Below are 23889 nucleotides of genomic sequence, written 5' to 3'. Positions count from 1 at the left end.
TTGTGGCGGGCCGCGACGGCGAGGGCTCCGGCCCGGAAGGCGTCGGCGACGAACCTCGCGCGCAGGCGGGCACGCCGCGCTACCGGAGATCGCTGATCGCCCTGTTCTGCGCGGGGCTCGCAACCTTCGCGCAGATGTATTCTCCGCAGGGCATACTCCCGGATCTCGCGCGCGACTTCGGAGTGTCTGCCGGGCAGTCCTCCTGGGCGGTCGGTGCTGCGACCATCGGCGTCGCCATCGGGGTGCTGCCCTGGGCACGGCTCTCCGACCGCATAGGCAGGGTGCGTGCCATGCGTATCTCCATGGCGTCGGCCATGGTGGTCGGCCTCGGCACCCCGTTCATTCCGCACTTCGGATGGTTCGTCACGGCGCGGTTCGTCGAAGGGCTGCTGCTCGCGGGGCTTGTGGCCATCGCGGTCACCGCAATCGCCGAGATGGTGCACCCGCGGGCGCTCGGCACCGCTGTCGGCACCTACATTGCGGGCACCACGCTCGGCGGCCTCGCGGGCCGCATCATCGCCGCAACAGCGGCCGAACCCGGTGATTGGCGCTGGGGGATGGGCGCCGTCGCGGTGCTCGCCGCCGCGGCGACGGCGGTGTTTCTCGTGCGCATCCCACCGACCGCCGTGCCTCCGCGCGACGGCATGGCGATCCTGCCCGCCACCCTCGCCAACCTCCGCACGCCGGGCGTCATGGTGCTCGTGGCCCAGGCGTTCCTGATGATGGGCGGCTTCGTCGCGGCGTACAACTATCTCGCGTTCCGTCTGCAGCACGAGCCGTTCGGGCTGTCGCTTGCGCAGTCGTCATGGATCTTCCTCGCCTACCTCGCGGGCGCTGCGGCGTCGCGCTGGGTGTGGCGAGCAACAGGCGGCATTCCGCCGACGCTGACGCTGCTCGGCTGCGCTGCCACGATGGTGGCCGGGCTCGCGCTGACGCTGGCCCCCTCGCTTGTGGCGGTGGTCGTCGGCCTGGTGCTGTTCACGGGGGCCTTCTTCGCCGCCCACACCGTTGCGAGCGGTCTCATCGACAGGCGGGCTGGGGCGGGGCGCAGCCTCGCACCCGCGCTCTACAACCTCGGCTACTACACGGGCTCAAGTGTGCTCGGCTGGGTGGGCGGTGTGACCTTCGGTGCGGGCGGCTGGTGGGCGACCGTCGCCTTCGTCGTCTCGACGACGCTGCTCGCTGCGCTTCTGGCGTGGCGCTATGCGCGCTCGCGGGGAGGCGTGGCGGTAGTCGACGCGATCTGAGGGGGTGCCGCGGGCACCGCTGCGAGGCTCCGGGCTCGCGGATCCGCACATCTCAATAGATCTTAGAGATTGGCGTGGGTTTCCCACAGCTGCCAGGCGGCGCCGCGCCAGCTGTAGCTGCGCCCCCGATCGCAGGCGAGCACTGACAGCTGGGCGAGCGCTTCGGCGTCGCGGAAGAGCCGGCTGTACTCGGCGGCGAACGGCCCGGCGCTTTCTGCCGCGACGCCGGCATCGAGCACCAGCTCCGCGGTGGCGTCTTGGTCGGCGTGCAGCACGGGTACGCCGGCGCTCAGCGCACCGAGCACGGTGTAGCCGGTGCCGGAGTAGCTCTGGGGCAGCACCAGCAGCGCGGCTCCCGAAAGCACAGCGCCGATATCGGCGAGCTCGCGGGGGCGCACGACGGTGACGCGATCGTGCAACTCTGCGGGAATCGCGATCTCGTGCGCGCCGTTCTCGTCGCGGTGCTCTTTCGTAGGTGCGCGCGGGTCGAGCCCGTCGAGCACGACCAGTGCCGGGAGCGACGGGTCGGTGCGCAGCGCGTCGAACAACCACTCGAGGCGGCCGAATTCGCCCGGCATCGCCGTGGTGAGCGCGTAGCGCTCGGGCAACGCCAGCGCCTCCCGTCGCGTCGCGGCATCACTGCCCGCGAGGTACTCGGCCGGCGGTGCGAGGGGCAGGACCTGGACGGGCAGGTGCTCGCCGTACTGCCGCTGCAGCACCCGGGCCGTGGCGTGGGTGGGAGTGAGGATCACATCTGCAAGCTTCACCGCGCGCCTCGTGAAGGCGCGGAAGAGGCGGGCCTGGGCGTTGCCGAGCAACGCCGGCGCCTCCCAAGCGAGGCTGTGCGGGATGGTGACCGAGGTTTGCGAGCCGTCGTCTTCGCCGCGCGAGCGGAGTGGCAGCATCGGGGTGAGGGCGTGCACGAACTCGCCGTCGAGCGGGCGGGCCGTGGTGCCGCTCTGCCAGACGTAGGGGAGCATCGCGGCGCGCATCGGCAGCTGATCTACTCGGATGACCGGCGATGCGAAGGCTGGTTGTGCGGAGCCGCGCGCCATGAGATAGCGGGCGCTGCAGCTGCGCGGGGCGGTGGCGGCGACGGCATTGGTGAGGTCGCGGGCGGCTGCGGCGTGGGCCGGTGCTTCCCAGTCGGGGAACGGCTCGGCGATGAGGGTGAGCGTGGCCATGCAGTCTCCCCTCCGTCTCGAACAGCGCGCGGAACTTCAAGCGCGTGCCTGGGTCTCATTGTATTTGAGGTGCGCCGGGGAAAGCCCCCGGAGGGTCCCGCGGAGTTGGGCGTCACGCGTAGCCGTAATGGAAATGTGATCTTCGCGAGATTCTGGCGGCTCTCTCGGGTTTCGCCCCAGTACGCTGGTATCCATGCGCGTATTGTTGACCGGCGGAGCCGGATACATCGGTTCACACACGGCCGTTGTGTTGCTGGAGCGGGGCCACGAGGTTGTCGTGCTCGATGATTTCTCGAACAGCAGCCCTGAGGCCGTGCGCCGAGTGGAGCAGCTGACGGGCCGGGAGATCCCCGTCATCGAGGCCGATCTCGCCGACCGTGCCGCTGCTGTTGCTGCGCTGCAGGGCGTCGATTTCGATGCGGTGATCCACTTCGCGGGTCTGAAAGCAGTCGGCGAGTCGGTGGCTCAGCCCACCCGCTACTACCGGGTGAACCTCGATTCGACGCTTGTGCTGCTCGATCTCATGCGCGAGCGAGGCGTCGACAAGCTCGTGTTCAGCTCCTCGGCGACGGTGTACGGCGACCCCGATGTGGCCCCCATCGACGAGTCGCACCGCGCGGGCGTTGGCCTCACCAACCCCTACGGGTGGTCGAAATTCATGAACGAGCAGATCATCCGCGATACCCACGCCTCCTGGCCCGACTTGGGTGCCGTGCTGCTGCGCTACTTCAACCCTGTCGGCGCGCATCCGTCGGGGCGCATCGGAGAAGATCCTGCTGGAATTCCCAACAATCTCATGCCGTTCATCGCGCAGGTTGCCGTGGGCACGCGCGAGCGCCTCAGTGTCTTCGGCGACAGCTACCCCACGCCTGATGGCACGGGGGTGCGCGATTACATTCACGTCATGGATCTCGCAGAGGGGCATGTAGCCGCCCTCGAACACCTCGAAGCGGGCGTAGAGATCTACAACCTGGGTTCCGGCATCGGCTCAAGTGTGCTTGAGGTGGTGCGCGCCTTCGAGGAGGCGTCGGGGCAGCCGGTGCCCTACGAGGTGGCTCCGCCGCGGCCGGGTGACGTCGCCGAGGTTGTGGCCGATCCCCGTCGTGCAAACGACAGGCTCGGTTGGCGCACCACTCGCAGCCTTGCCGAGGCCTGCCGCGACACCTGGGCGTGGCAGTCCGCCAACCCGGGCGGCTACGGGGCATGAGTCTCGACCTCGAACAGCCGCTCCGCCATCCCGATATGGCGGAGGGTCCGCTGATGAGCAAGCGGGCCCGCTGGTTGGTCGTGCTGGGCTTTCTGCTGCCTGGCAGTGCGCAGCTGCTTGCAGGGAGCCGTCGGTTGGGCCGGCTGGGGCTGACGGCAACGCTGCTGCTGGTCGCGGGTGGTCTCGCTTCGCTCGCGGGGCTGCTGTTCGCCAGGGTGGCGACGCTGTCGTTCTTCACCAACGGTTTCGTATTGCTCGGTGTGCAGATTCTGCTGTTCGCGTATGCGGTGCTGTGGTTGGTGCTCGGGTTCGATACGCTGCGGCTCACCCGCCTGGTGCGCGTGCCCGGCAACTGGCGCGTCCCGGTGGCGGCCCTGTCGGTGCTGCTCACGATTCTTCCGGTTGCTGGCGCTGCATGGGCTGGCACGGCGGTGGGGGCGGGCCGCAGCCTGCTCGGTGATCTGTTTCAGGGTGCGCCGGCTGTTGAGCCGATCGATGGGCGCTACAACATTCTGCTGCTCGGCGCTGATGCGGGGGCGGATCGCGAGGGCCTGCGCCCCGACAGCATTTCGCTTGTCAGCGTCGATGCCGAGACGGGGCAGTCCGTCATCATCGGCCTGCCGCGCGAGCTCAAGCTTGCGCCATTCCCTGAGGAGTCGCCGCTCGCTGCGGTGTACCCCTACGGCTATTGCGATGAGGTGAACGATTACGTCGTTGTCGAAGGCGGCGGCTACTACTGCTTCACCACGGGCAATCTGAACTCGCTCGTCACCGAACTTGAAGACTCGGGATCGCCTTCGTACGAGGGCATGTATGCAGACGCGGTATCGAAGGGGTCTTCGCCCGGTATCGAGGCGACGAAGGATGCGGTGACGGGGATCACCGGCCTGCAGGTGCAGTTCTACGTGCTCGTCAACATGGATGGGTTCTCGCATATGATCGACGCCCTCGGTGGCGTGACGATGAACGTGCAGGAGCCATTGCCGATCGGCGGCCACATTGATGAGTACACGGGTGAGCTTGTTGACGTCGACGGGTGGATCGAGCCGGGCGAGCAGCGCCTCGACGGCTATCAGGCGCAGTGGTATGCGCGTTCGCGCTACGGATCTTCGAACGGCGACTATGACCGCATGGCGCGTCAGCGTGAGCTGCAGGCCGCGATTCTCGCGCAGATGAACCCGGCGAATGTGCTGTTGCGCTTCCAGGAGGTCGCTGCGGCTGGCACGCAGCTTGTCGAAACCGATATCCCGGAGTCGATGCTGGGCCGCTTCGTCGACCTGGCTTCGAAGGCGCGCGAGCACGCTCCGGTCAATGTGGAGTTGGTGCCGCCGGCTGTCGATCCCGATTTGCCCGATTACAGCATCATCCACCAGCTTGTCGCCGAGGGCGTTGCTGCCGCATCTCCGCAGGAGGCCACGGAGTAGTCCCACGTGGGTGCGGGCCTTGCGACCTGCCCGAGTGACTTCAGACGCCAGCGGTGAGCCGCTGCACAACATCCGCGGCAGGGCCCTCGCTCGCGTTGCGGTAGCCGGTTCCCGCCCACAGGTGCAGCCTGCCGGTGTCGCCGGAGCGTGCGGCCGCGGCTCTCAGTTCGCGGGTGAGATGGTGCACCGCTGGGTAGGCGTTCGGTGCGGTGCTCCCGTGACGGTCGATGAAGGCATTGCGCAGTGCGCGGGCGGGGCGGCCGGTGAAGGCCCGTGTGATGACGGTCTCGTCGAAGGCGGGATCGGCAAGGGCTGCACGGTAGGTTTGCGACGTGCCCGCCTCGTCCGTGCGCAGCAGCAGGGTGCCCACCGCCACGGCCTCGGCGCCCGCGGCGAGCAAGCGGCTCACGGCCGCCGGACCGTCGACGCCTCCGGCGGCGATCGCGGGGAGGTCGCTCTCGCGGATCACGTGGTGCACGAGCGCCGCGGTGTCGATCGGTTCCGGGATCCGTGCGGGATCGAAGACGGCGCTATGGCCGCCGGCGTCGGGCCCCTGCACAATCAGCCCATCGACGCCGGCGGCGCGTGCGAGCCGGGCCTCGGAAACTGAGGTGACGCTCGCGAGCACTCGCGTGCCCGCCCGCCGCAGCGCGGCGATGTCGCCGGCGTCGGGCAGCCCGAACGTCAGCGACACCGTCGGCACGGGGCGTTCGAGCAGCAAGCGCAGCTTCTGGTTCCAGTGGTCGTCGTCGATCACAGGCTCGGGCTGCAACTGCACGCCGTGCGCCTCGGCCTCCCCGCGAATCTCATCGATATAGGCGGCGAAGGATGCCCGATCAGGGACCGCGCGCGACGGCACGAACAGGTTCACGCCGAAGCCGTGCACCTGGGGGCGCAGCTGCTCGATCTCTGTTGCGAGAGCCTCGGGTGACTTGTAGCCACCGGCGAGGAAGGGATAGGCGCCCGCGGCCCCGACCGCCGCAGCCAGCGCGACCGTCGTCGGCCCGCCTGCCATGGGCGCGGCCACGATCGGCAACACGGAATCCAGTAGTCGCATCGACGCTCCAAACCGCTCGGCGGCACGGAGGCAGCCTCGCACCACTATCATTCCATGCGCTCCGCGTGCGACAGGCGCAAGATTCTGCCGCCCGCCGCATCCGGGGCATGAACTCCAAGTGAACTCTCGTAAAGAAGACGTAAACTCGTGCCACTGTGACGAGAGAAGAGCGTGAACCCGGGCGGTCGGCGGCCGAAACTCGAAACGGTGGGGTTCGAGTGGCAAGCCGACGCTCGCGTTTCCTGCGGGGTGCCGCTGTCACGGGCTTCTGGCTGCTCATCCTGATCGGAGCCGTGCTCCTTGGCGCCGCGCTGTGGGTGCAGCGCACCTTCGGGGCGATCTCCGTCGATCAGATGCTCATGAACCTGCCAGGGGGAGAGGGTGCAGGAGGCGACGGCTTGATCGTTGATGCCGTGGTGTCGATCCTGCTCATCCCAGCAGGGGTGGTGCTGCTGCTCGTGCTGCTCACGGTGCGGTCGCGGTGCGCACTCCGCCGCAGCGGTGGCCTGCAGGCTCGGCCCAGCCGAGTGCTGCGCACGCTCTCCGCTGTGGTGGCCGTCGCGGTGATGGTGAGCGGCGTGGTCGCGTTTGGTTCGACTGTCGGCATTGGTGCGTACGTGCAGTCCTATGCTCGTGAAGCTGCGGGCGCGGCTACTGTCGCCGATTACTACGTTGTGCCCCGGCACGGTGTCAGCGCGAACGGCGGTGGCGGTCAGGGTATGAGCGTGGGCGGCGTCGGCGAGAACGAGCATCGCAACCTCATCGTGGTCTATCTGGAATCGGTCGAGGAGACACTCGGCGACGACAGTATCTTCGAGAAGAACATGCTCGCCCCGCTGCAGCAGGCCACCTCGGGGTGGGAGTCGATTCCGAGTCTGCGGCAGTACGAGGGCGGCGGCTGGACCATGGCTGGGATCGTCAGCACGCAGTGCGGGATTCCGCTCCGTTCGGGAGGCGCCCTGGGCGAGAACGCCGATCTCAACCTGCTGGGCTCAGAGGGCAACGAGGTGGCGAGCTATCTGCCCAACGCGAGCTGCCTGGGTGACGTGCTCGCAGGCGAGGGCTACCATAACGTGTTCATGGGCGGCGCGAACGCGGACTTCGCCGGGAAGGGCGCATTCTTCCGCAGCCACGGCTATGACGAAGTGCACGATCTGACCGAGTGGCAGGCCGCAGGCGAAACGGAGATCCGCGAGGACTGGGGCCTTTCAGACCAGCGCCTTTTCGCGCTGGCGAAAGATGAGGTGATGCGGCTGCACGCGCAGGCGCAGCCGTTCAATCTCACGTTACTCAGCCTGGACACACACGAGCCGACGCACCTCTACGACTCCTGCGAGCAAGATACGGAGGCGCCGCTCGCCTCGATCACTTTCTGCTCGATGCAGCAGGTCGCGGGCTTTGTCGATGCGCTTGACCAAGCGGGCGTGCTCGAAGACACCAGCGTCGTGCTCATGGGCGATCACCTGAAGCTGCTCGCGCCCGAGGCGAGCTTCTGGAATGAGCTGAACGGTCGCACTGATCGCACGATCTTCAACAGGATCTGGAGTCCCGATGGGGTTGAGCTTGCCCGCGACGATATCGACCAACTCAGCATGTTCCCTACCCTGATCGAACTGGCGGGCATCGGGCTCGAGCACCATCGCGCGGGGGTCGGCGTTTCGGCGCTCGCGGATGAGACGCAGGTGCCTCCCGGCACCATCCTTGACCTCACCGCGGAGGAGTATCGCGCCGTGGTGCAGGCCCGCGCCGCCGGGTTCTATCGTGAGCTGTGGGATCGGTGACGGTAGACTGTGCAGGTTCGACCCCCTGAAGGAGAGTGCGCATGCACGTCACGGCCGTGCTGGTCGCCTACAACCGCCGCGAGCTGCTGAGGGAGTCCCTCGAAGCGCTGGCGGCGCAGAGTCGACCCGTCGACAGGCTCGTGATCGTCGATAACGCTTCCGATGACGGGTCTGCGGAGGTGGCCGCCGAACTGCTCGAGCAGTGGGGCGAGCGTGCAAGGCTCATTCCCCTCACCAAGAACACCGGCGGTGCCGGTGGCTTCGCAACGGGCATTGCTGCGGCGATCGCCGAAGAAGATGTCGATTGGGTCTGGGTGATGGACGACGACACCGTGCCAGGGCCCGACGCGCTTTCCGGTGCGCTCGCCGCGCACGAGCGCTACTGTGCGACCGGTCAGGATGATCTTGCCGTGATGGGCTCCCGTGTGGTCTGGACCGACGGCGAGGATCACCCGATGAACACTCCGAAGGCGAAGATCCGCGCATCGGAAGATGAGCGGGCGCGCGCCGCGGAGGCCGGCGGTATGGAGATCCGCTCGATCTCATTCGTTTCGGCCTTCTTGCGTGCGCCGCGGGTGCGCGAACAGGGTCTGCCCATCGCCGACTACTTCCTCTGGAACGACGACTTCGAGTACTCGGCTCGCCTGCTGCGCGGCGCCCGTGGCCTCTACGTGCCGGGGTCGGTGGTCATGCACAAGACCGCCAAACGTGGTTCGAGCGATGCCGATCCTGGGCAGCGTTTCTATTTCGAGGTGCGCAACAAGCTGTGGGTCTTCCGTCTGTCGCGGGCGCTTTACGGCTGGGAGAAGCTGCTGTACTCGGCGGCGACGGCGCGGCGCTGGTTCCGCACCTTCCGCGCCTCCTCCGACCGCGCCCAGTTGCGTGACTGCTTGCGCCGGGGGTGGCGCGATGGTTGGCTGCGCGCTCCGCGATCCACCCGCGAGGTGCTGCGCAACACCGGTGTTCCCGTTGACGTCATGATCGAGGTCGAGCGGCTCTCGAAGCTCGATCGCGCGGCGGCCGCATGAGTGCTTCTGCATCGCAGGCTCCGTTTTCCCTGCTGCTCCCCGTTTACGCTGGCGATGATCCGGGTTTTCTGCGCCTCGCTTTTGCAAGCTCCGTCGATGGCCAGCGCTTGCGCCCAGCCGAGGCCGTCATCGTGCAGGATGGCCCGGTGCCCGACGCACTCGCACGGGAGATCGAGCGGATCGCGGCCGGCAGCCCCGTGCCGGTGCGCATGGTGCGGCTGCCCGAGAACCGCGGCCTCACAGCGGCGCTCAATGCTGGCCTTGAGGTGTGCACGCAGCCCGTCGTGGCGCGCATGGATGCCGACGATGTCTCGCTGCCGGAACGATTCGAGCGTCAGTGGGAGCTGCTGCAGCAGGGCTTCGACCTGGTCGGCACGGGCATGGTCGAATTCGAGCATGATCCCCAGCAGCCTGTTTCCCAGCGTGTGCCGCCGGTGGGCGCGCAGCGCATCCGCGATCACGCCCGCACCCACAATCCCTTCAACCACCCCACGATGATGTATCGCGTTGCGGCGCTCGACAGGGTCGGCCGGTACCAGCCCTTCGGCAGGATGGAGGATTACTGGTTGGGGATCCGCCTCATCGACAGCGGCGCCCGTGTCGAGAATATTGCCGAGCCCCTGCTCGCCTACCGGGTCGGTTCTGGTGCCTTCGCTCGCCGTGGTGGTTGGGCCGAGGCGCGCACCGAGTGGCGTCTGCAGCGCGAGATGCTGCGCATGGGGTTTGTGACGCGTGGGCAATACTTGCGCAACGTGGTGATGAAGGGGGCCTACCGTCTCATGCCCGCGAGTGTGAAGCGCGTGCTCTTCCGCGGCCTCATCGGCCGGGGGCTACCTGGGGATCGCACCGCAGGCTGATTCCGCGCCGCGCGCACCTGATCAGACGCCACTATTGTCTGGTTCGGTGGATACCAGCTCTGGAAGATCAACGGTTTCGCTCTCGTCAGCCGGCTGAGCTTCTTCAGCCGCGACCGCTGCGGCGGCTGCCTCCTGCGCCCGCGCGATAGCGGCCAGCAAGCGCTTCTCGAGCATGGGGCGCATGGTGCCCGTGTAGGCGATGGTGAGGTGGTTGTCGTCGAGGTAGACGTTGACGTTGCCGATCACGGCGCGGCAGATGTCACCGGGGCAGAGCAGGTCGGTGGTGTCGACTGTCGCGATGCCAGGGCCTGCGACGGCATCGAGCGGGTTTACGGATGCGAGCGCCTGCGACCGGAGCACCTCGCACTCCTTGACGCTACGCGATTGTTCGACGCAGACATAGCTGTCGAAGGTGAAACGCGGATTATCGCGGATCAGAATGCTCGTGATGCCCACAGAACGGAACACGTCGAGCGCTGCGGCCTGATCGTGCGCGTGCTCGCGCTCACCCGCATCGATGTCGGAGTCGTTGTCGGCAGGGGCGGCCGCTGTTCCGACGGTGAGGAAGATGTCTGGGTGCAGCGCCAGTGCGAGGTCGATGAGTTCGAGGTTCCAGGCCAGACAGCTCGCACCGAACTCGGGATCGGCGTAGTCTTCGGCTGCCCGGAGCGTGAAGGGGCAGCCGCCGTTCAGGACGGTGACGAGACGCCAATTGCGGTCTTCTGCGATCGCTGCGAGCGGTTCGAGCCACTGTTCGGCGTGGGAATCGCCGACACCGAGCATGGTCTGCTCGGGTGACTGCATGGCGTTCTCGGTGCACCGTTCGAGCACGGCCGACGAAGCGAAGTCGAACTCTTCGGCGCTGCAGAACTCGGGCATGGTGCCCCACTGCTGGTCGAGTTCGGTGGGGAGCGGGATACGGGGCGCGTCGGGGTCGAGCTTGCCGGCCCACCCCGGGGCGAGGACTGCGGCACCGGGGTTGGCGGCGGCGCGCTCGGCGGCGCTGGCCGAGTGGACCGCCTGCGTGGCCTGCAGCGCCGACTGCTGGAGGGTCACCAGAGGGATCGCGACAACTGCGATCGACAGGAGGATCACGGCGGCGCCGCGGAAGTTGTTGCTGTTGGCCCACGCCAGTCGGCGCACACGGGCGTCGACGAGCCAGGTGAGCAGACGCGCGAGCACGATCGAGATGATGATCAGGGCGAGGCCTTCGAAAAAGCCGAGGGGTTCGCCGCGGCGGGCGATGAGCGTCAGCACGAGGATCGGCCAGTGCACTAGGTAGAGCGCGTAGGCGTCGCGCCCCAGCATCAGCACGGGTTTCGTTTCGAGCAGCAGTGCGGGGCCGAAGCCGTTCTCGTCGGGGGAGCCGGCGAGGATGATCGCCGCGACGGCGAGCACCGGCCAGAGCGCCAGGTATCCGGGGAAGCCGCCCTGCACGTCGAGCACCATGCCGCACGCGAGGAGCGCGGCGAGTCCGAGCCAGCCGATGACGGCGCCGAGCGCGCGGGGCAGGCGGATCCAGGGCAGCGCGATCGCGAGGATCGAACCGGCCGCGAACTCCCAGATGCGGGCCCCGGTGTTGAAGTAGGCGCTCTCCTGGTGCTCCTGGGTGGTGATCATGGAGTATGCGAGCGAGGCAGCGAACACCACTGCGAAGCACACGAGTGCGACGGCGCGCACGCTGCGGCGGCCGAGGGCCCAGCGCAGGAAGGCGATGACGGCGAACAGCAGCGGCCAGAGGAAGAATACCTGCCCCTGCACCGAGAGCGACCAGAAATGCTGCAGTGGGCTGGCGAGCGAGTTGTCGGCGTAGTAGTCGACCGATTCGGCGGCCAGTGCCCAGTTCTCGTAGTAGAAGAGTGAGGCCCAGGCGTGCCGCCAGAGGTCGGGGTGACCTGAGGCCGGCATGATGACGGTTGCGGCGATGACGGTTGCGGCGATGACTACGGCTGCGGCCGGCATCAGCCGCTTGAAGGTGCGGATCCACTGGCTCACGATGGCAAGCGGCCTGCCGGCTTCGAGGCGGCGTACGAAGGAGCCCGTGAGGAAGAACGCCGAGATCATCAGGAAGGCATCGACGCCGCCTGAGACGCGGTCGAGCCATACGTGGTAAACGACCACGAGCAGTACCGCGACAGCGCGGAGGCCGTCGATGTCCTTCCGGTAGCGCGGAGCCGATGTGGTCTTCGCCGAGCCGTTTTGGGGATGCTGAGCCTGTGCAGCGGGTCTTGCGTTCGTTGCCGAAGGCGACACTGATGGAGCAGGCATCATGCCAGTATCGCACCCGGTGGGGAGCTGCGGGGTGAACTGGGTCCATGCTGTCGCCGCGGCGGGTCGCCGCCCGGGGGTGCAGATCCCGGAGCGCTACACGACCCTGTCGATCTGGGGGTTGAATCGGAATCCTTCCCAGAGCTTCGAGACCATCTGCCTCTGCAGTTTGCGCTTCACCCGCCCACGGCGCATGCCGACGATAACCTGCGCTGCGAACATCAGGAAGTGTGGCAGCGACTGGTGGTGGCGACGATATGAGGCCTGGTTGCGGATGCCGTAGGCAAACTTCCAAGCGTTCTTGTCGTCGATCATGCCGAAATTGACGCCCTGGTTCACGCCCATGTCGTGCACGGTGACGCTGTCGAGCACCTGCACGCCAGGGCATGCCTTCGAGAGCCGCAGCGTGTACTCGGCGTCATCGAACCAGATGAAGTATTCCTTGTAGGGCAGGCCGTAGCGTTCGAGCGCCCAGCGCGGCACGAGCACCGACACGAAGGAGCAGCTCGTCACCATCACCGAGTTCTGGCCGATGGCGAGCAGGCGTCCCCAGTCCCAGGTGGGCACGGGGTTGTTCATCTCGCAGATGGTGCCGTCGATGTATTTCACCACGGAGCAGGCGAAGGGCATCTCCTCGCCGAGTTCGGCGGCTGCCGCGTCGAAGCCGGTGATCAGCTTTTCGAGGGCGTCGGGCTCGGGGTAGCCGTCGTCATCCATGATCCACACGAAATCGGCGCCGAGTTCGTACCCGCGCCGCATACCCGCCGAGAAGCCACCGGCTCCTCCGGTGTTGCTCGACAGTGAGACGATCTCGAGGTCCAGGCTCGATTCGAGCTCGTCGAGGTACTCGCCGGTGCCGTCGGTCGAAGCGTTGTCGACGATCACGAGCGACGAGGGAGCGTGCGTCTGCGCCTCGATTGAGGCGATCACGGTCTTCAGCTTGTCGATTCGATTGAACGTGACGACGACTGCGGCTACGCGTGCCATTGTGAGAAGGTCTCCTTCATCCATTCGTGTGCGCTCTGCAGCTCGCCGAACTCGGCGACCCGTTCGCGCTGCTCGTTCCACCGCTGCTCACGCAGCTGCTCGTCTGCGGCGAGCTTCGAGATCACCGAGGCTGCTGCCTTGATGAACGGTCGCGCCGGGCGGGGCGCGAGCATGTCGCCCTGCACGATGGTGCGCTGGGAGCCGACATCGGCCGACAGCACCGGCACCCCGGCGGCGACCGCTTCGAAGGTGGTGAGGGTGATGCCCTCGTTGATCGAGGTGACCACGAGCAAGTTGGTTTCTGCGAGTGTCTCGGAGACGGGCGTCTCTTCGTAGCGCTGTTCGATGATGCCGCGCAGACCGAACTGGTCGATGAGACCGTGCACCACATCGCGCATCTCGCCGTCGCCGTGCATGATGGCGCGGAAGGGGATGCCTGATCGCTGCAGACGGTGCACGAGCATTAGGAAGACGTCGGGGCGCTTCTGCCGTGACAGGCGGCCCACGAAGGAGATTGTGAACGGGTTTCGCGGGTCGCGGCCCGTGAAATCGGTGCTGCTGTCGACGGTGAGTGCGGTGAGCGGGGCGAGTGCGACCTTGCGTGCTGCAATACCCTGCACCTCGGTCAGCCAGCGCACTAGCTCGGGTGAGATGGCGTGGTGGGTGTCGATGAAAGCGTCGTACTGAGCTGCGAGACCCGGGTATCCACCGCCCAGATATTCGACGATGTGCAGCGAGTCGATCACGGGCAGCTCGGGGCGGTGCTCGGCGATCCATGGCAGGCTGAGGTAGAGCCATTGGCAGTGGTGCAGCATCACGCCCGCCAGATTGAAGTTCTCGAGGATTGCGTGGGTGAGGGCGATGTCGAGCTCGTGCAGATGCCCGCGGAAGCTCTGCGCGATGATGATGCAACCCTCGAGCTCGGGGCGCGTGAGCCAGGGGTGCACCGAGTTCTGGTCGGTGACCACGACGGGGAGCAGCCCAGCGTTCTTCGCGAGCTGAATGGTCTCAACCGCCCAACGCTCGGCACCGCCGGTCTGCAACCAGTGGAGCCCGAAGAGCACGGCTGGCGGCGCATCACTCGGCGCGGCAGCGGGGGTGTGCCGCCAAGAGTCAAGGGCTGCGCGGCCGTGAGCGGCGGCGGCCCCTTCCGGGTAGCGGGGCAGTGGGCCGGAGATGGCGCGTTCGCGTCGGCGCATGATCGTCTCGCGCGCGGCGTCGAGCACGATGGGGGCGCGGCGTTCCAGCTCGCGGTAGACGCGGCGGGGGAGGGAGGCCGGGGCGGGCGGCTCGGTGGTTGCAGGGGTGGCATCGGCGTGGCCGAGGCGGATCCAGCGGATCACCGGGCGCTCAGGCGGGGAAGCCTGCATGGAGCCGACTGCGAGGCTGCGCACCTCGACTGTGAAGGCGGGTTCGCCTTCGAGGGCACTGCCGTCGACCGTGCCGGCGTCCGTGAGTGCTGGCATCTGGGTGATGCTCCCGATGCCCACACGGAGTTCGAGCGTCGCCCCCGGGGTGCGAAGCGCGTGGTAGTTCGCCGCGGCGAATAGCTGTTCCCGCTGGAGTGCGCTGATCGCTTCGAGGTGTCCCGAGCTCGCCGGAGCGAGGGAGACGAGTGGCGTGTTCATGAAATCCATCACACACCACCGTAGCTGTAAACCCTGTGGCGGTATGCCGCGTGGGCTATCCCAGGCCGCAAGAGGTGATCCTGTACAGTTTCGCGTCACCCTCGCGATCGACGAGGGCGACTCCGGGGCTGGCGTCGAGTCCTTCAATGCCCGCGAACTCGTGGCGACCGCCGTGCACCTCGCGCTGCCCGAAGTCGATGATGAACCGCACCCCCGTCGTGTCAAGCGCCCGGCACATTTCCGGGGTGTCCGGTTCGGAGGCGAAGCGTTGCAGAATGAGCTGGGTTTCGGCGGAGACCGGGGATGTGACGTAAGCCATAGGGGTGCGACGGTCTTCAAGTGCGTAGGCGAGCGAGGCGCCGGTCCAAGGGCTGCCGATGACGAGGTCTTCAGGGGCGACGTGCGTGTCCAAGCGATTGAGAAGGGCGCGTTCGTCGGCGGAGATCAGGTTGTCGAGCGCGAGTCGTGTGCCCTCCGGGGTGAGATTGCCGAGTAGCGCACGGTCTTCAGGGGCGATGGTGTCGATGTATTCAGACGATCTAGGGTCGTAGGAGAGTTGCATGACCCTCAAGAAAGAACCGTAGCCGGAGGTGACGAGCACCGAACCGAGCAGTGCGGCGCCGATGGTGACCAGAGCGGCGCGCGGCAGCACGTTGCGGCGTTCAATGAAGTCGACGATCGCGGCGCAGCCGTAGACCGCGATGGGGATGATGCCGATGACTGCAAGGGCACCCAGTCGCGGGGTATCCGCATACCAGCCGGCGAGAATCTGGCGCGCCGCCGGCACGTCCACCCCGGCGGCGAGCACGTAGAGGCCTGAGGTCGTGGCCCAGATCGCTGTTGCTGCAATGCCGGGAACACTGCGCGAGATCAGCGATGTCAGTGCGCCGCCGACGGCTAGAAGCCCGATCACCACTGGGAAGCCCGCGTCGAGGAAGGCCCCGGTGAGTGCCTGTAGGAATGCCGCTCGCGTACCCGTCTGCGCCGGCCACTGGAAGCCTGTGACGGTCCTGGTGAAGGAGAACACCCCCGCCGCCAGCACTGCGCCAGTGAGCGCGACAGACACGAGCCGGAGCGGCCAGCGCTGGTGCCCCCACGCCGCGACGAGGGCGATGAGGCTCAGTGGCATGGCGATGGCGAGGAGACCCAGAAACGCCGAGGGGTGGGCGAGTGCTACGCCGCCGATGCTGAAGATGGCCAGCAGCGCCAAAGAATCCCAGCGACCTAGGCGCGCTTCCCGGGTGAGACCGATGAGCTGCAGCAGGAGCGCGAGCGCCAGGGGCAGCATCGCGATGCCCAGGAAATAGGGGTAGAGCACTCCGTAGCTCAGCGTGTTGAGCGGAAAGGCCGGGAATGCGGCGGTGAGTACGGCTGCGGTGACGAGCACGGCCGGGCGGCGCGGTACGAACTGTGAGGCCAGGGTGAGTGCGCCGGCCGGCCACACCAGTGCTGAGACCGCCCAGTTGAACATGTTACTCGCGGTAGGAATATCGGCACCGCTGACTCCCACCACGAAGGAGACCATGACGTGCCACGCATCGGGATAGAAGACGGGCTGTGGAAAGGCGGTGGTGAAGCTTGAGATCCAGAAAGCGGAGGCGTTCTGGGCGTCGAGAGCGTACCTGACCGCGTTGAGGTGGAAGAGATTGTCAACGGTTTGAGAGATGTGACTCGGCGATTGCAGCCCGACGACGGTGAGAACCGTGAGGAGCGCTCCCGAGATAGCGAGCGAGATCGGCACCCAGCGGGCCGACCCTCGCCGGATGGCGGCGTCTTCCGTTGCGGGCGCTGCACGCGCTGAGAAGCGGGTTCTCAGCGCGAATCGTATGAGGCATACCGCCGCGGCACCGAGCGCCGCACAGCCGAGCAGGGCTGTCCCCGGGTACCAAGGTAGCCCGATGACGGGCAACAGCATTGCCACCCCCGTCAGCAGCGTGATCGAGATCACAGGAGCTGTGCTCCACGCCCACAGACCGCGCATGCCCGAGAAGTGCGCGACAGCGGCGCCGGGCGCGAACAGCACGAAAACGCTCACCGCCGCTGCGGGGAGCGCGCCGATCCACTCAAACAAACTCAGCCGGCCTGGTCCACGGTCAGCGGCACGCGGCCCTCCTGCGCGGCCCACCAGGCGAGGTCGGCGGCGAGCGGCGAGTTGGTGCTGAGGGCGAGCGGTTCTGCAACGAGCACGTCGCCGCTGGCGTAGCGCTCGCTGAGCAGAGCGACCTCGGCCGCATCGATGCCGTAGCGCTCCATGCCGACGGTATTGAGCGCTCGGAGTCTCGCGGGAGAGCCGAAGGCCTTGGCGTAAGGAGGGACATCTCGGGCGATGGGGGTGCCCATGCCGACCATCGCACCGGCGCCGATGATGCGGCGCTGGTGAATGCAGGCGTTCATGCCGATGTTCACGCGCGGTCCGATGACGCAGTGCCCTCCGATACTCACCCCTGCCGACACTGTCGTGCCCTCTCCGATCAGCACGTCGTGCGCAACGTAGGCCCGCGCCAGAATCCAGCAGCCGGCGCCGATCGTCGTCTCGCGGTAGCTGCCCTGGTGCACCACCGCATTCTCGCGGATCACCGCGCCCTCCCCGATCCGCACCCCGGCATGTTCAAAATCGCCTGCCCATGCCGCGTTCTGCCGCAGATTCGACATCTCAGGCGGAGCGCCGATCTGCGCGCCGGGGCCGATCCACACATCGTCCTCGATCACTGCGGGACCGAGAACCACGGCACCGGGCCCAACTGACACGTTCTGACCGAGGGTGACGCCCTCTCCGATGTACGCAAGCGGGCTGATCTGGGGGGCTGACATGGGCACTATTCTATGGGCCCCTCATAGGGAGCGGCGGTGAGCCGCAGGGGCCGTCAGCCCCGCGCCGGAAGTGCTTTGTTAGAATCGTGCGGTTGCTCCGGGTGAATCTCCCGGAGATGCGCGTGTGCGGGACAGGCTGTAAGGAGAAGACGTGGCACCTACGACTGTCGGCGGTGCCGGAGCGATTCCGGCTGGATACGACGTCCCCGGCCAGGGGCGAGGGCTGCTTGAGGTATTCCGCTGGCGCTACCTGCTGCGTCTCCTCGTGCGCAAGGAGACGTCGACGCGCTACCGCAACTCGGTGCTGGGGTGGGTGTGGTCCTATGTGCGGCCGGCTGCACAGTTCACGATCTTCTACTTGGTCATGGGCGTCTTCCTGCAGATGGCCCGCGGTATCCCGAACTTCGCGATGTACCTGTTTTCCGGCATCATCGTCATCAACTTCTTCAGCGAGGGATTCTCAAACGCAACGCGCTCCCTCGTCGACAACGCCCACCTCGTACGCAAGATCTACATGCCGCGAGAACTCTTCCCCGTTGCGGCGGTGATCGTCTCCTTCGTGCACTTCCTGCCGCAGGCGGCTGTGCTACTCGCCGTAGCACTCATCTTCGGCTGGCTGCCACTGCCGATGTACCTGGGCGCCGCGATCCTCGGCATGCTGATCATCGCCCTCGCCGCAACCGGCCTCGGGCTGTTCTTCGGCTCGCTCAACGTCGCCTTCCGCGATGCGCAGAACTTCGTTGAGCTCATTCTCATGGTTGCGGTCTGGGCTTCTCCGGTGCTCTATTCCTGGGAGATGGTCGCCTCGCAGCTACCGAATTGGGCGATGTGGATCTATCAGGTCAACCCGCTCACTGCAGCAGTCGAACTCTTCCACCTCGCATTCTGGGATCCGGTGACTGCGAACGCTCACGCGCTCCCCGAGAACTTCTGGATCACCGTGGGCATTGCGGGAGCGCTCACTCTCCTCGGCGTGATCGTCGGACAGTGGACATTCCGCAAGATCGAGCCGCGCTTCGCGCAGGACCTGTAAGGAGACCGGCATGGCACAGCAGCACCTTCCCGCGATTGTCGTTGATCGCGTCACGAAACATTTCTCGCTCAAGCACACCCACTCGATGAAAGAGGCGTTCATCGGGTGGACGAAGGGCAAGCAGCTCCGCACCGACTTCACTGCGCTCAACGATTTGAGCTTCGACGTCGCCGAAGGTGAGTCGATCGCTCTGCTCGGATACAACGGCTCCGGCAAGTCGACGATGCTGAAGATCATGTCGGGCGTCATGCCGCCCGACGAGGGTGCAGTGCTCACCCGCGGTCGTGTCGCAGGTCTCATCGAGGTGGGAGCTGGATTCCATCCCGATCTCACCGGTCGTGAGAACGTCTACCTCAACGCCGCCATCCTTGGCATGAAAGAGGCTGAGATCGACGCGATCTTCGAGGAGATCGTCGACTTTGCCGAGATCCGCGAGTTCCTTGACCAAGAAGTGAAGTTCTACTCCTCGGGCATGTTTATGCGCCTTGCGTTCTCGGTGGCGATCCACGTCGAGCTCGATATTCTTCTTGTCGATGAGATCCTCTCGGTCGGTGACGCACCGTTCCGTGAGAAATGTCGGCTGAAGTTCCAGGAAATGATCGAGCAGAATAAGACCATGGTCGTGGTGAGCCACGATATGGAGATGGTGCGTGAGCTCTGCGGCCGGGGCATTGTGATCAAGCGCGGTAAGAAGCGCTTCGATGGGCCGATTGAAGACGCGATCGCGTACCTCGGCTCGGAGGAGTACCGAGTCGCTGATTAGACGGCTTGCCTTTGGCTGATCGTACCCCTGGCGAGGTCGCCTTTCTGCCGACTACCGGCTGCTTGTTAGCTGCACGCCACACGGTAGAGCGCAGCGTCTCCTTCTCGGTCGACCTCCTGCAGGATCGGATTGCCGCCGACGTGGCGCAGCCCGGAGAAGTGCGCCGACTTCTCAGCCGGGTAGACCTGGAAGTTGGGGTCGCCGAAGTCGAGCACGTAGTCCACGCCGAGGCGATCAAGATAGGAGCAGGCGGTGTCGCCCATATCGCGCAGCCCGGCGGCGATCGTGGCCGCGTCCTCGTCGTACTGCGAGGTCATGTGCGGAAAGAGCACGGTGCGCCCGGCGATTGAATAAGCGTATGCCGTACCGCTCCACGGATCGCCCGCGATCCGCGCGTCCTCAGGCGTTTCGGTGTCGAGCCGCTGCAGCAGCGCCATTTCGTCGGCCGACAGCAGGTCTGGCTGGTCCTTGTCGGCGGGCGTGGCGGAGTACAGCCCGCTCATCCAGCCGATCTGGCTGCCGATGTTCGAGCCGCGCGCGCCGGTGAGCAGGATTGCGGCGACTGCGAGCAGCGCGATCACGGGAATCCACGTCGCGGGCGTACGGGCCGGGAGCCGCTCGGGGAGGCGCGCCAGGCCGAGGCGGATCGCATCGAAGAGCAGCATGGCCGATACTGCCGCGAGGGGCACGGCTGTAAGAGGAAGGAGCGCCGCGAGCCTGGCAGCATCGTTGTACCAGGCCACAGTGAAGGCATCGCGCAGGGGGCCGTTGAAACCGACAGCGATGGCGTACAGCGCGACGATGAGGCTGTATGAGACGACGAGCCACCGGTGTTGCTTCCAGATCAGCAGCAGCGCGGCGCCGGAAAGCACGAAGAGCGAGACGAACCATGCCTTGGCGGGCAGCTGCGGTGCGTTGGAGAGCGCGCTCAGCGCGCCCTTGAGCACTCCGCCGGCGTAGTGCTTGTCGCTGTCGCCGTTCTGCACGACCGCCCACAGCGTCACGATCACAGCGAGGGCCGCGAGCACGCCGATCCATCGCCCGATCCGGCCGCGTCTGGTGAGACCGCGGCGATCGACCCGTCCGGCATAGGCAATGATCAGGGGAAGAGCCACTACAGCGAAGCCGTAGACGCCATTGGGGTGGGCGAAGACCGTGGCACCGAGCGCTCCGGCTGCAGTGATCCACAGGGACGCGCGGGGGGCGGCCGAGGCTTGGAGCGACGGGCGCAGCGCAAGGTGGGTGAAGCCGACAGCGATCGGGAGGAGCGCGTTTGCCAGCAGGTTCGGGTAGAGCACCCCCCATGAGAGCAGCAGGTAGGGGAAAGCCGAGGAGGTTGCGGCGAACACCCCGGCGGCAAGCATCCCGGATCTCCGAGTCGCGACGAAGGGGGCGGTGAAGAAGAGCACCGCGATCGGCCACACCCACGCGGCAACTACCAGCGCCATCGCGTTTGTGGCGACGGGGATCGACGCCCCTGTGATGCCCGAGACCAATGCGACGACGGCGTGCCATAGCGTTGGGTAAGGGGCGATGGCCTGGTAGGGAACCGCCAGAGTCATGTGCAGCGGAGAAGCATCACCGGTGTCGAGAATGAACTCGGCCGCATTGAGGTGGAAGACCGCGTCATAGGTCTGCGAGACGTTCTCGGGCGCTTGAATCGCGCGAGCCACCTCGACCGCGATGATGCTACCGGCAAGGAGCAGCGGCACCGCCGCGAGCAGGCGAGCCTTGGGATGTTGCCGAAGCGGTGGCCTTGCGGGCAACCAGCGGCGCAGCCCGAAAGCGATGGCCGCGAGCACTGCTGCGCAGATGAGTACGGGGAGCAGGCCCCAGCGCACGCCGAGGAGCGGGGCGCTCAGCGAGGCGACCGCGATTGTGGCGAAGGAGGCGGCGATGCTGCCCGCCAGGAAGCCGAGTCCGCGCAGCCGCAGGGCGTACGCCGTCGGCAGGCCAGGAAGAGTGGTGAGGGCGATCGTAGTGAGCAGCGCCGGTGCTGCTGAGAGCCAGGCTGTCAACGCCGCTCCTCGCGCGCGCGCGCCTCGATGAGCGCGACAGCGCGCGCGAGTTCGGTAACCCTCGCGTCGCTTCGAGCCTTTGCGCGCACCGTCGCCACGGCGAAGAGCAGCATCATGATGATGAAGACATAGAGCAGGAGATCGGTGCCGCGGCCGACCCCGAAGAAGTTCGCCACGACCGTGAGCGCGCTCGGGAATAGGATTGCGAGCGCGGCGACGATGACGAACAGGATCGCGAAGATCCGTTTGAGTGCGAGGGAACGCTCACCCGGGAGGAACTTCACCGCGAGCGCAGCGGCGATCACGATCACGGCGATGAGGAGGAACTGGAAGATCGACATCGTCTTCTCCTAACGGATGATCAGGTCGATGAGGATGTTGACCGAGTTGAGCAGTGACTGACCCTTGGCCTTCGAATAGTCACTGTAGATGACCTCGACCGCCTGCTCGGCGTAGGGAAGGCCGGTGCGTCCGAGCTGCACCACGATCTCGGTGCCGTGCGCCATGCGATCCTGACGCAGCTTGATGCGCGACAGCGCATCCTCGCGGATCACGCGCAAGCCGTTGTGCGCATCGGTAAGTCGCGTGCGCGTAGTGAGGTTGGTGACCCACACGGCAGTCTTCAGCACGATTTTCTTGAGAATGCCGGGCTTGGTGCGGTCGTCAAGGAACCGCGACCCGAACACGATGGCGAGATCTTCCGAGCGGGCGCGTTCGAGCATCACCACAGCGTCTTCAACCCGATGCTGGCCGTCTGCATCGAAGGTTACGACGAAGCGCGCGCCGCGTTCGAGGGCGTACTCGAACCCGGTCTGCAGTGCGGCTCCCTGGCCGAGATTGATGGGGTGGGTGACGAGCCGCGCGCCCGCCGCCTCGGCGATTCGACCGGAGCCGTCGCGGGAGCCGTCATCGATGCAGACTACGTTCGAGAAGAGCGGGAGAAGACCGCTCACGACATCGCCGATGACCTGCGCCTCGTTGTAGAGGGGGATGACGACCCACGCATCGTCGTTGAGGCCGCGCAGATCGCCTGAGAGGGCAGGATTCATGGTGTCCATTCTGGCAGACACAGACAGGAGGCAGCCTGCATGACATGGGGTCGTTGGCGGGAGACCTCCCGCGCGATTAGAGTAAAGCGAAACATTCAGCAACTACTTGAGGCTTTGACGTCTCGTTCGATGAAGGAGTGCCGGTGCGAGCCAGGATCAAGTGGCGCGGTGCGCGAGCGACAGCGATTGCGCTGTGCGCGGCCGGGGCCGCGGTGATGGCGCTGCTCGCGCCGAGCATTTCGGACGCGCCCGCCTACGCTAACCCGTCGGCGGGCTTCGACGCGGGCAACATCATCGACGATGCGCTGTTCTACGACGGCACGGCTTGGAACGCGGCTCAGATCCAGTCCTTCCTGAACCAGCGCGTGCCGCGCTGCACGATTGGGGATCCCGGCCGCGGGGCCTACACGCCATGGGGAAGCACCATGATTTCTGGAGCGTGCCTCGGTGGCTCATTCTGGACGACGGCCGCGCGACCCGCCAACGCATACTGCAGCGCTATGGCGGGCGCCGTGAACGAGAGCGCTGCGAGCTATATCGCGCGTGTTGGTGCGGCGTGCGGCATCAGCCCGAAGGTGCTGCTCGTCATGCTCGAAAAAGAGCAGAGCCTGGTCACCGACACCTGGCCGACCGTGCGTCAGTACGATTTTGCGATGGGGTACGACTGCCCGGACTCCGGCCCCAACAATTCGCCCAATTGCAATAACGGCGCCGGGGGTTTTCCCGCTCAGATGTATCGCGGCGCTTGGCAGCTGAAGGTGTACAAGGCCTTTCCGAACAGCTACAACTATCGACCGTTCCAGAACAACCGCATTCAGTGGCATCCGAACGCGGGCTGCGGCACCTCGGATGTGTGGATCGCGAACTGGGCCACCGCCGCGCTGTATATCTACACTCCGTACCGCCCCAACCAGGCCGCGCTCAATGCAGGCTGGGGTACGGGCGATAGCTGTTCGAGCTACGGCAACCGCAATTTCTACAACTTCTACACGAGTTGGTTCGGCAGTGCGCAGGGCGTGCAGGTCAGCGAGTACTTCACTGCCTTCCACACCAGCAATGGTGGGCTAAGCGGGCTCTACGGCCGCCCCTTGCAAGTAGCCCAGCCCGTCGGCATCGGCGTGGTGCAGGAGTTCAGCGGGGGCACCCTCTACTGGAACCCGTACACCGGTGTCGGCGGGGTAAACGGCGCGATCCGCGACTACTACCGCGTCGTTGGCGGTCCCTTCGGGGTGCTGGGCTACCCAATCGGTCGTGAAAATGCCGTGAGTGGCGGTGCTTCGCAACGATTCGAGCGCGGCTATGTCTACTGGAGCTCGCCCTACGGCTCGCAGCCTGTGGGTGGTGCGATTCTGCCGCTCTACACCTCCGAGGGTGGCCCAGCGGGGTACCTCGGATTCCCGACCGGCGGCGAACGGCCTGTCACCGGCGGTGTGAAGCAGGAGTTTGAGCGTGGTACGGCGTATTGGTCGAATCGGACTGGTGCTTCGGTGATCAATGGTGCGATTCGTGGTTTGTATCTGAGCGAGGGTGGCCCTGATGGGTATTTG

Annotated in this window: 19 protein-coding genes; 9 read left to right on the top strand and 10 right to left on the bottom strand. The window is 66.3% G+C overall.

Going from position 1 to position 23889, the window contains the following annotated elements; genetic code table 11:
- The first annotated feature begins 2 nt into the window (after positions 1–2).
- The gene (locus WFI54_RS07780) at positions 3–1247 is read left to right on the top strand and encodes an MFS transporter (protein WP_336652227.1); all 1245 of its coding nucleotides are present in this window, start codon (positions 3–5) and stop codon (positions 1245–1247) included.
- Positions 1248–1309: 62 nt separating this feature from the next.
- On the opposite strand, the gene WFI54_RS07775 is transcribed toward WFI54_RS07780, so the two are convergent.
- On the bottom strand, positions 1310–2431 hold the full coding sequence (locus tag WFI54_RS07775; protein ID WP_336652226.1) for a glycosyltransferase: 1122 nt from the start codon (positions 2429–2431) through the stop codon (positions 1310–1312).
- Between the two features lie 193 nt (positions 2432–2624).
- Between WFI54_RS07775 and galE the strand changes: the two genes are divergently transcribed.
- Both galE and WFI54_RS07765 read left to right on the top strand, forming a co-directional pair.
- On the top strand, positions 2625–3638 hold the full coding sequence (gene galE / locus WFI54_RS07770; protein ID WP_336652225.1) for a UDP-glucose 4-epimerase GalE: 1014 nt from the start codon (positions 2625–2627) through the stop codon (positions 3636–3638).
- Positions 3635–5062: an LCP family protein gene (locus tag WFI54_RS07765; RefSeq protein ID WP_336652224.1), complete on the top strand. Its 1428-nt coding sequence runs from the start codon at positions 3635–3637 to the stop codon at positions 5060–5062. The genes galE and WFI54_RS07765 overlap by 4 nt, the downstream gene beginning before the upstream one ends.
- Positions 5063–5102: 40 nt before the next feature.
- Here the strand turns inward: WFI54_RS07765 and WFI54_RS07760 are convergent, their stop codons facing one another.
- Positions 5103–6119, bottom strand: coding sequence for a nitronate monooxygenase (locus WFI54_RS07760; protein WP_336652223.1), 1017 nt, complete (start codon positions 6117–6119; stop codon positions 5103–5105).
- A 218-nt stretch (positions 6120–6337) separates the two neighbouring features.
- Between WFI54_RS07760 and WFI54_RS07755 the strand changes: the two genes are divergently transcribed.
- From WFI54_RS07755 to WFI54_RS07745, 3 genes are read left to right on the top strand one after another with little or no spacing between them, the layout of a single operon-like run.
- Positions 6338–7900, top strand: a complete 1563-nt coding sequence (locus tag WFI54_RS07755) for an LTA synthase family protein (RefSeq protein ID WP_336652222.1) — start codon at positions 6338–6340, stop codon at positions 7898–7900.
- Positions 7901–7941: 41 nt separating this feature from the next.
- Entirely contained in the window at positions 7942–8928 is a 987-nt protein-coding gene (locus WFI54_RS07750) for a glycosyltransferase (protein WP_336652221.1), read from the top strand.
- Positions 8925–9785, top strand: a complete 861-nt coding sequence (locus tag WFI54_RS07745) for a glycosyltransferase (protein WP_336652220.1) — start codon at positions 8925–8927, stop codon at positions 9783–9785. Before WFI54_RS07750 ends, WFI54_RS07745 begins: the two co-directional genes overlap by 4 nt.
- A 21-nt stretch (positions 9786–9806) precedes the next feature.
- Here the strand turns inward: WFI54_RS07745 and WFI54_RS07740 are convergent, their stop codons facing one another.
- The 5 genes from WFI54_RS07740 to WFI54_RS07720 form a co-directional block, all read right to left on the bottom strand.
- Complete coding sequence (locus tag WFI54_RS07740; RefSeq protein WP_336652219.1) at positions 9807–12053, bottom strand: acyltransferase family protein; 2247 nt, start codon at positions 12051–12053, stop codon at positions 9807–9809.
- A 96-nt stretch (positions 12054–12149) separates the two neighbouring features.
- Positions 12150–13040, bottom strand: coding sequence for a glycosyltransferase family 2 protein (locus tag WFI54_RS07735; RefSeq protein ID WP_336652218.1), 891 nt, complete (start codon positions 13038–13040; stop codon positions 12150–12152).
- A complete protein-coding gene (locus WFI54_RS07730; RefSeq protein WP_336652217.1) occupies positions 13028–14668 on the bottom strand; it encodes a glycosyltransferase in 1641 nt (546 codons plus the stop codon). The genes WFI54_RS07735 and WFI54_RS07730 overlap by 13 nt, the downstream gene beginning before the upstream one ends.
- 55 nt (positions 14669–14723) lie before the next feature.
- The gene (locus WFI54_RS07725) at positions 14724–16739 is read right to left on the bottom strand and encodes a DUF6541 family protein (protein WP_336652216.1); all 2016 of its coding nucleotides are present in this window, start codon (positions 16737–16739) and stop codon (positions 14724–14726) included.
- Between the two features lie 2 nt (positions 16740–16741).
- The gene (locus WFI54_RS07720) at positions 16742–17479 is read right to left on the bottom strand and encodes a DapH/DapD/GlmU-related protein (RefSeq protein ID WP_336652215.1); all 738 of its coding nucleotides are present in this window, start codon (positions 17477–17479) and stop codon (positions 16742–16744) included.
- A gap of 151 nt (positions 17480–17630) precedes the next feature.
- Here WFI54_RS07720 and WFI54_RS07715 point away from each other — a divergent pair, with 151 nt between their 5' ends.
- Both WFI54_RS07715 and WFI54_RS07710 read left to right on the top strand, forming a co-directional pair.
- On the top strand, positions 17631–18512 hold the full coding sequence (locus tag WFI54_RS07715) for an ABC transporter permease (protein ID WP_336652214.1): 882 nt from the start codon (positions 17631–17633) through the stop codon (positions 18510–18512).
- A gap of 10 nt (positions 18513–18522) precedes the next feature.
- Entirely contained in the window at positions 18523–19275 is a 753-nt protein-coding gene (locus tag WFI54_RS07710; protein WP_336652213.1) for an ABC transporter ATP-binding protein, read from the top strand.
- A 65-nt stretch (positions 19276–19340) separates the two neighbouring features.
- Here WFI54_RS07710 and WFI54_RS07705 read toward each other — a convergent pair whose 3' ends face one another.
- The 3 genes from WFI54_RS07705 to WFI54_RS07695 are packed head-to-tail and all read right to left on the bottom strand — an operon-like array spanning position 19341 to position 22342.
- On the bottom strand, positions 19341–21293 hold the full coding sequence (locus WFI54_RS07705) for a DUF6541 family protein (protein WP_336652212.1): 1953 nt from the start codon (positions 21291–21293) through the stop codon (positions 19341–19343).
- The gene (locus WFI54_RS07700; RefSeq protein WP_336652211.1) at positions 21290–21634 is read right to left on the bottom strand and encodes a DUF2304 domain-containing protein; all 345 of its coding nucleotides are present in this window, start codon (positions 21632–21634) and stop codon (positions 21290–21292) included. Before WFI54_RS07700 ends, WFI54_RS07705 begins: the two co-directional genes overlap by 4 nt.
- A 9-nt stretch (positions 21635–21643) precedes the next feature.
- Complete coding sequence (locus WFI54_RS07695) at positions 21644–22342, bottom strand: glycosyltransferase family 2 protein (RefSeq protein WP_336652210.1); 699 nt, start codon at positions 22340–22342, stop codon at positions 21644–21646.
- 143 nt (positions 22343–22485) lie between these two features.
- On the opposite strand from WFI54_RS07695, the gene WFI54_RS07690 reads away from it, so the two are divergent.
- Positions 22486–23889 (top strand): LGFP repeat-containing protein (locus tag WFI54_RS07690; protein WP_442918645.1); only part of this gene is annotated, 1404 nt, incomplete at its 3' end.

It is taken from the genome of Leucobacter sp. MMO-125 (assembly GCF_037148395.1).
Lineage (GTDB): Bacteria > Actinomycetota > Actinomycetes > Actinomycetales > Microbacteriaceae > Leucobacter.
Note: the sequence above shows the minus strand (reverse complement) of the source record. Positions and strands in the feature narration are given on the sequence as shown.

Bases quoted from the DNA above. Each gene is read 5' to 3' on its own strand.
- WFI54_RS07740 (WP_336652219.1), bottom strand. From the start codon at position 12,053: ATGCCTGCTCCATCAGTGTCGCCTTCGGCAACGAACGCAAGACCCGCT.
- galE (WP_336652225.1), top strand. From the start codon at position 2,625: ATGCGCGTATTGTTGACCGGCGGAGCCGGATACATCGGTTCACACACG.
- WFI54_RS07750 (WP_336652221.1), top strand. From the start codon at position 7,942: ATGCACGTCACGGCCGTGCTGGTCGCCTACAACCGCCGCGAGCTGCTG.
- WFI54_RS07760 (WP_336652223.1), bottom strand. From the start codon at position 6,119: ATGCGACTACTGGATTCCGTGTTGCCGATCGTGGCCGCGCCCATGGCA.
- WFI54_RS07695 (WP_336652210.1), bottom strand. From the start codon at position 22,342: ATGAATCCTGCCCTCTCAGGCGATCTGCGCGGCCTCAACGACGATGCG.
- WFI54_RS07720 (WP_336652215.1), bottom strand. From the start codon at position 17,479: ATGTCAGCCCCCCAGATCAGCCCGCTTGCGTACATCGGAGAGGGCGTC.
- WFI54_RS07765 (WP_336652224.1), top strand. From the start codon at position 3,635: ATGAGTCTCGACCTCGAACAGCCGCTCCGCCATCCCGATATGGCGGAG.
- WFI54_RS07700 (WP_336652211.1), bottom strand. From the start codon at position 21,634: ATGTCGATCTTCCAGTTCCTCCTCATCGCCGTGATCGTGATCGCCGCT.
- WFI54_RS07735 (WP_336652218.1), bottom strand. From the start codon at position 13,040: ATGGCACGCGTAGCCGCAGTCGTCGTCACGTTCAATCGAATCGACAAG.
- WFI54_RS07710 (WP_336652213.1), top strand. From the start codon at position 18,523: ATGGCACAGCAGCACCTTCCCGCGATTGTCGTTGATCGCGTCACGAAA.
- WFI54_RS07730 (WP_336652217.1), bottom strand. From the start codon at position 14,668: ATGAACACGCCACTCGTCTCCCTCGCTCCGGCGAGCTCGGGACACCTC.
- WFI54_RS07775 (WP_336652226.1), bottom strand. From the start codon at position 2,431: ATGGCCACGCTCACCCTCATCGCCGAGCCGTTCCCCGACTGGGAAGCA.
- WFI54_RS07745 (WP_336652220.1), top strand. From the start codon at position 8,925: ATGAGTGCTTCTGCATCGCAGGCTCCGTTTTCCCTGCTGCTCCCCGTT.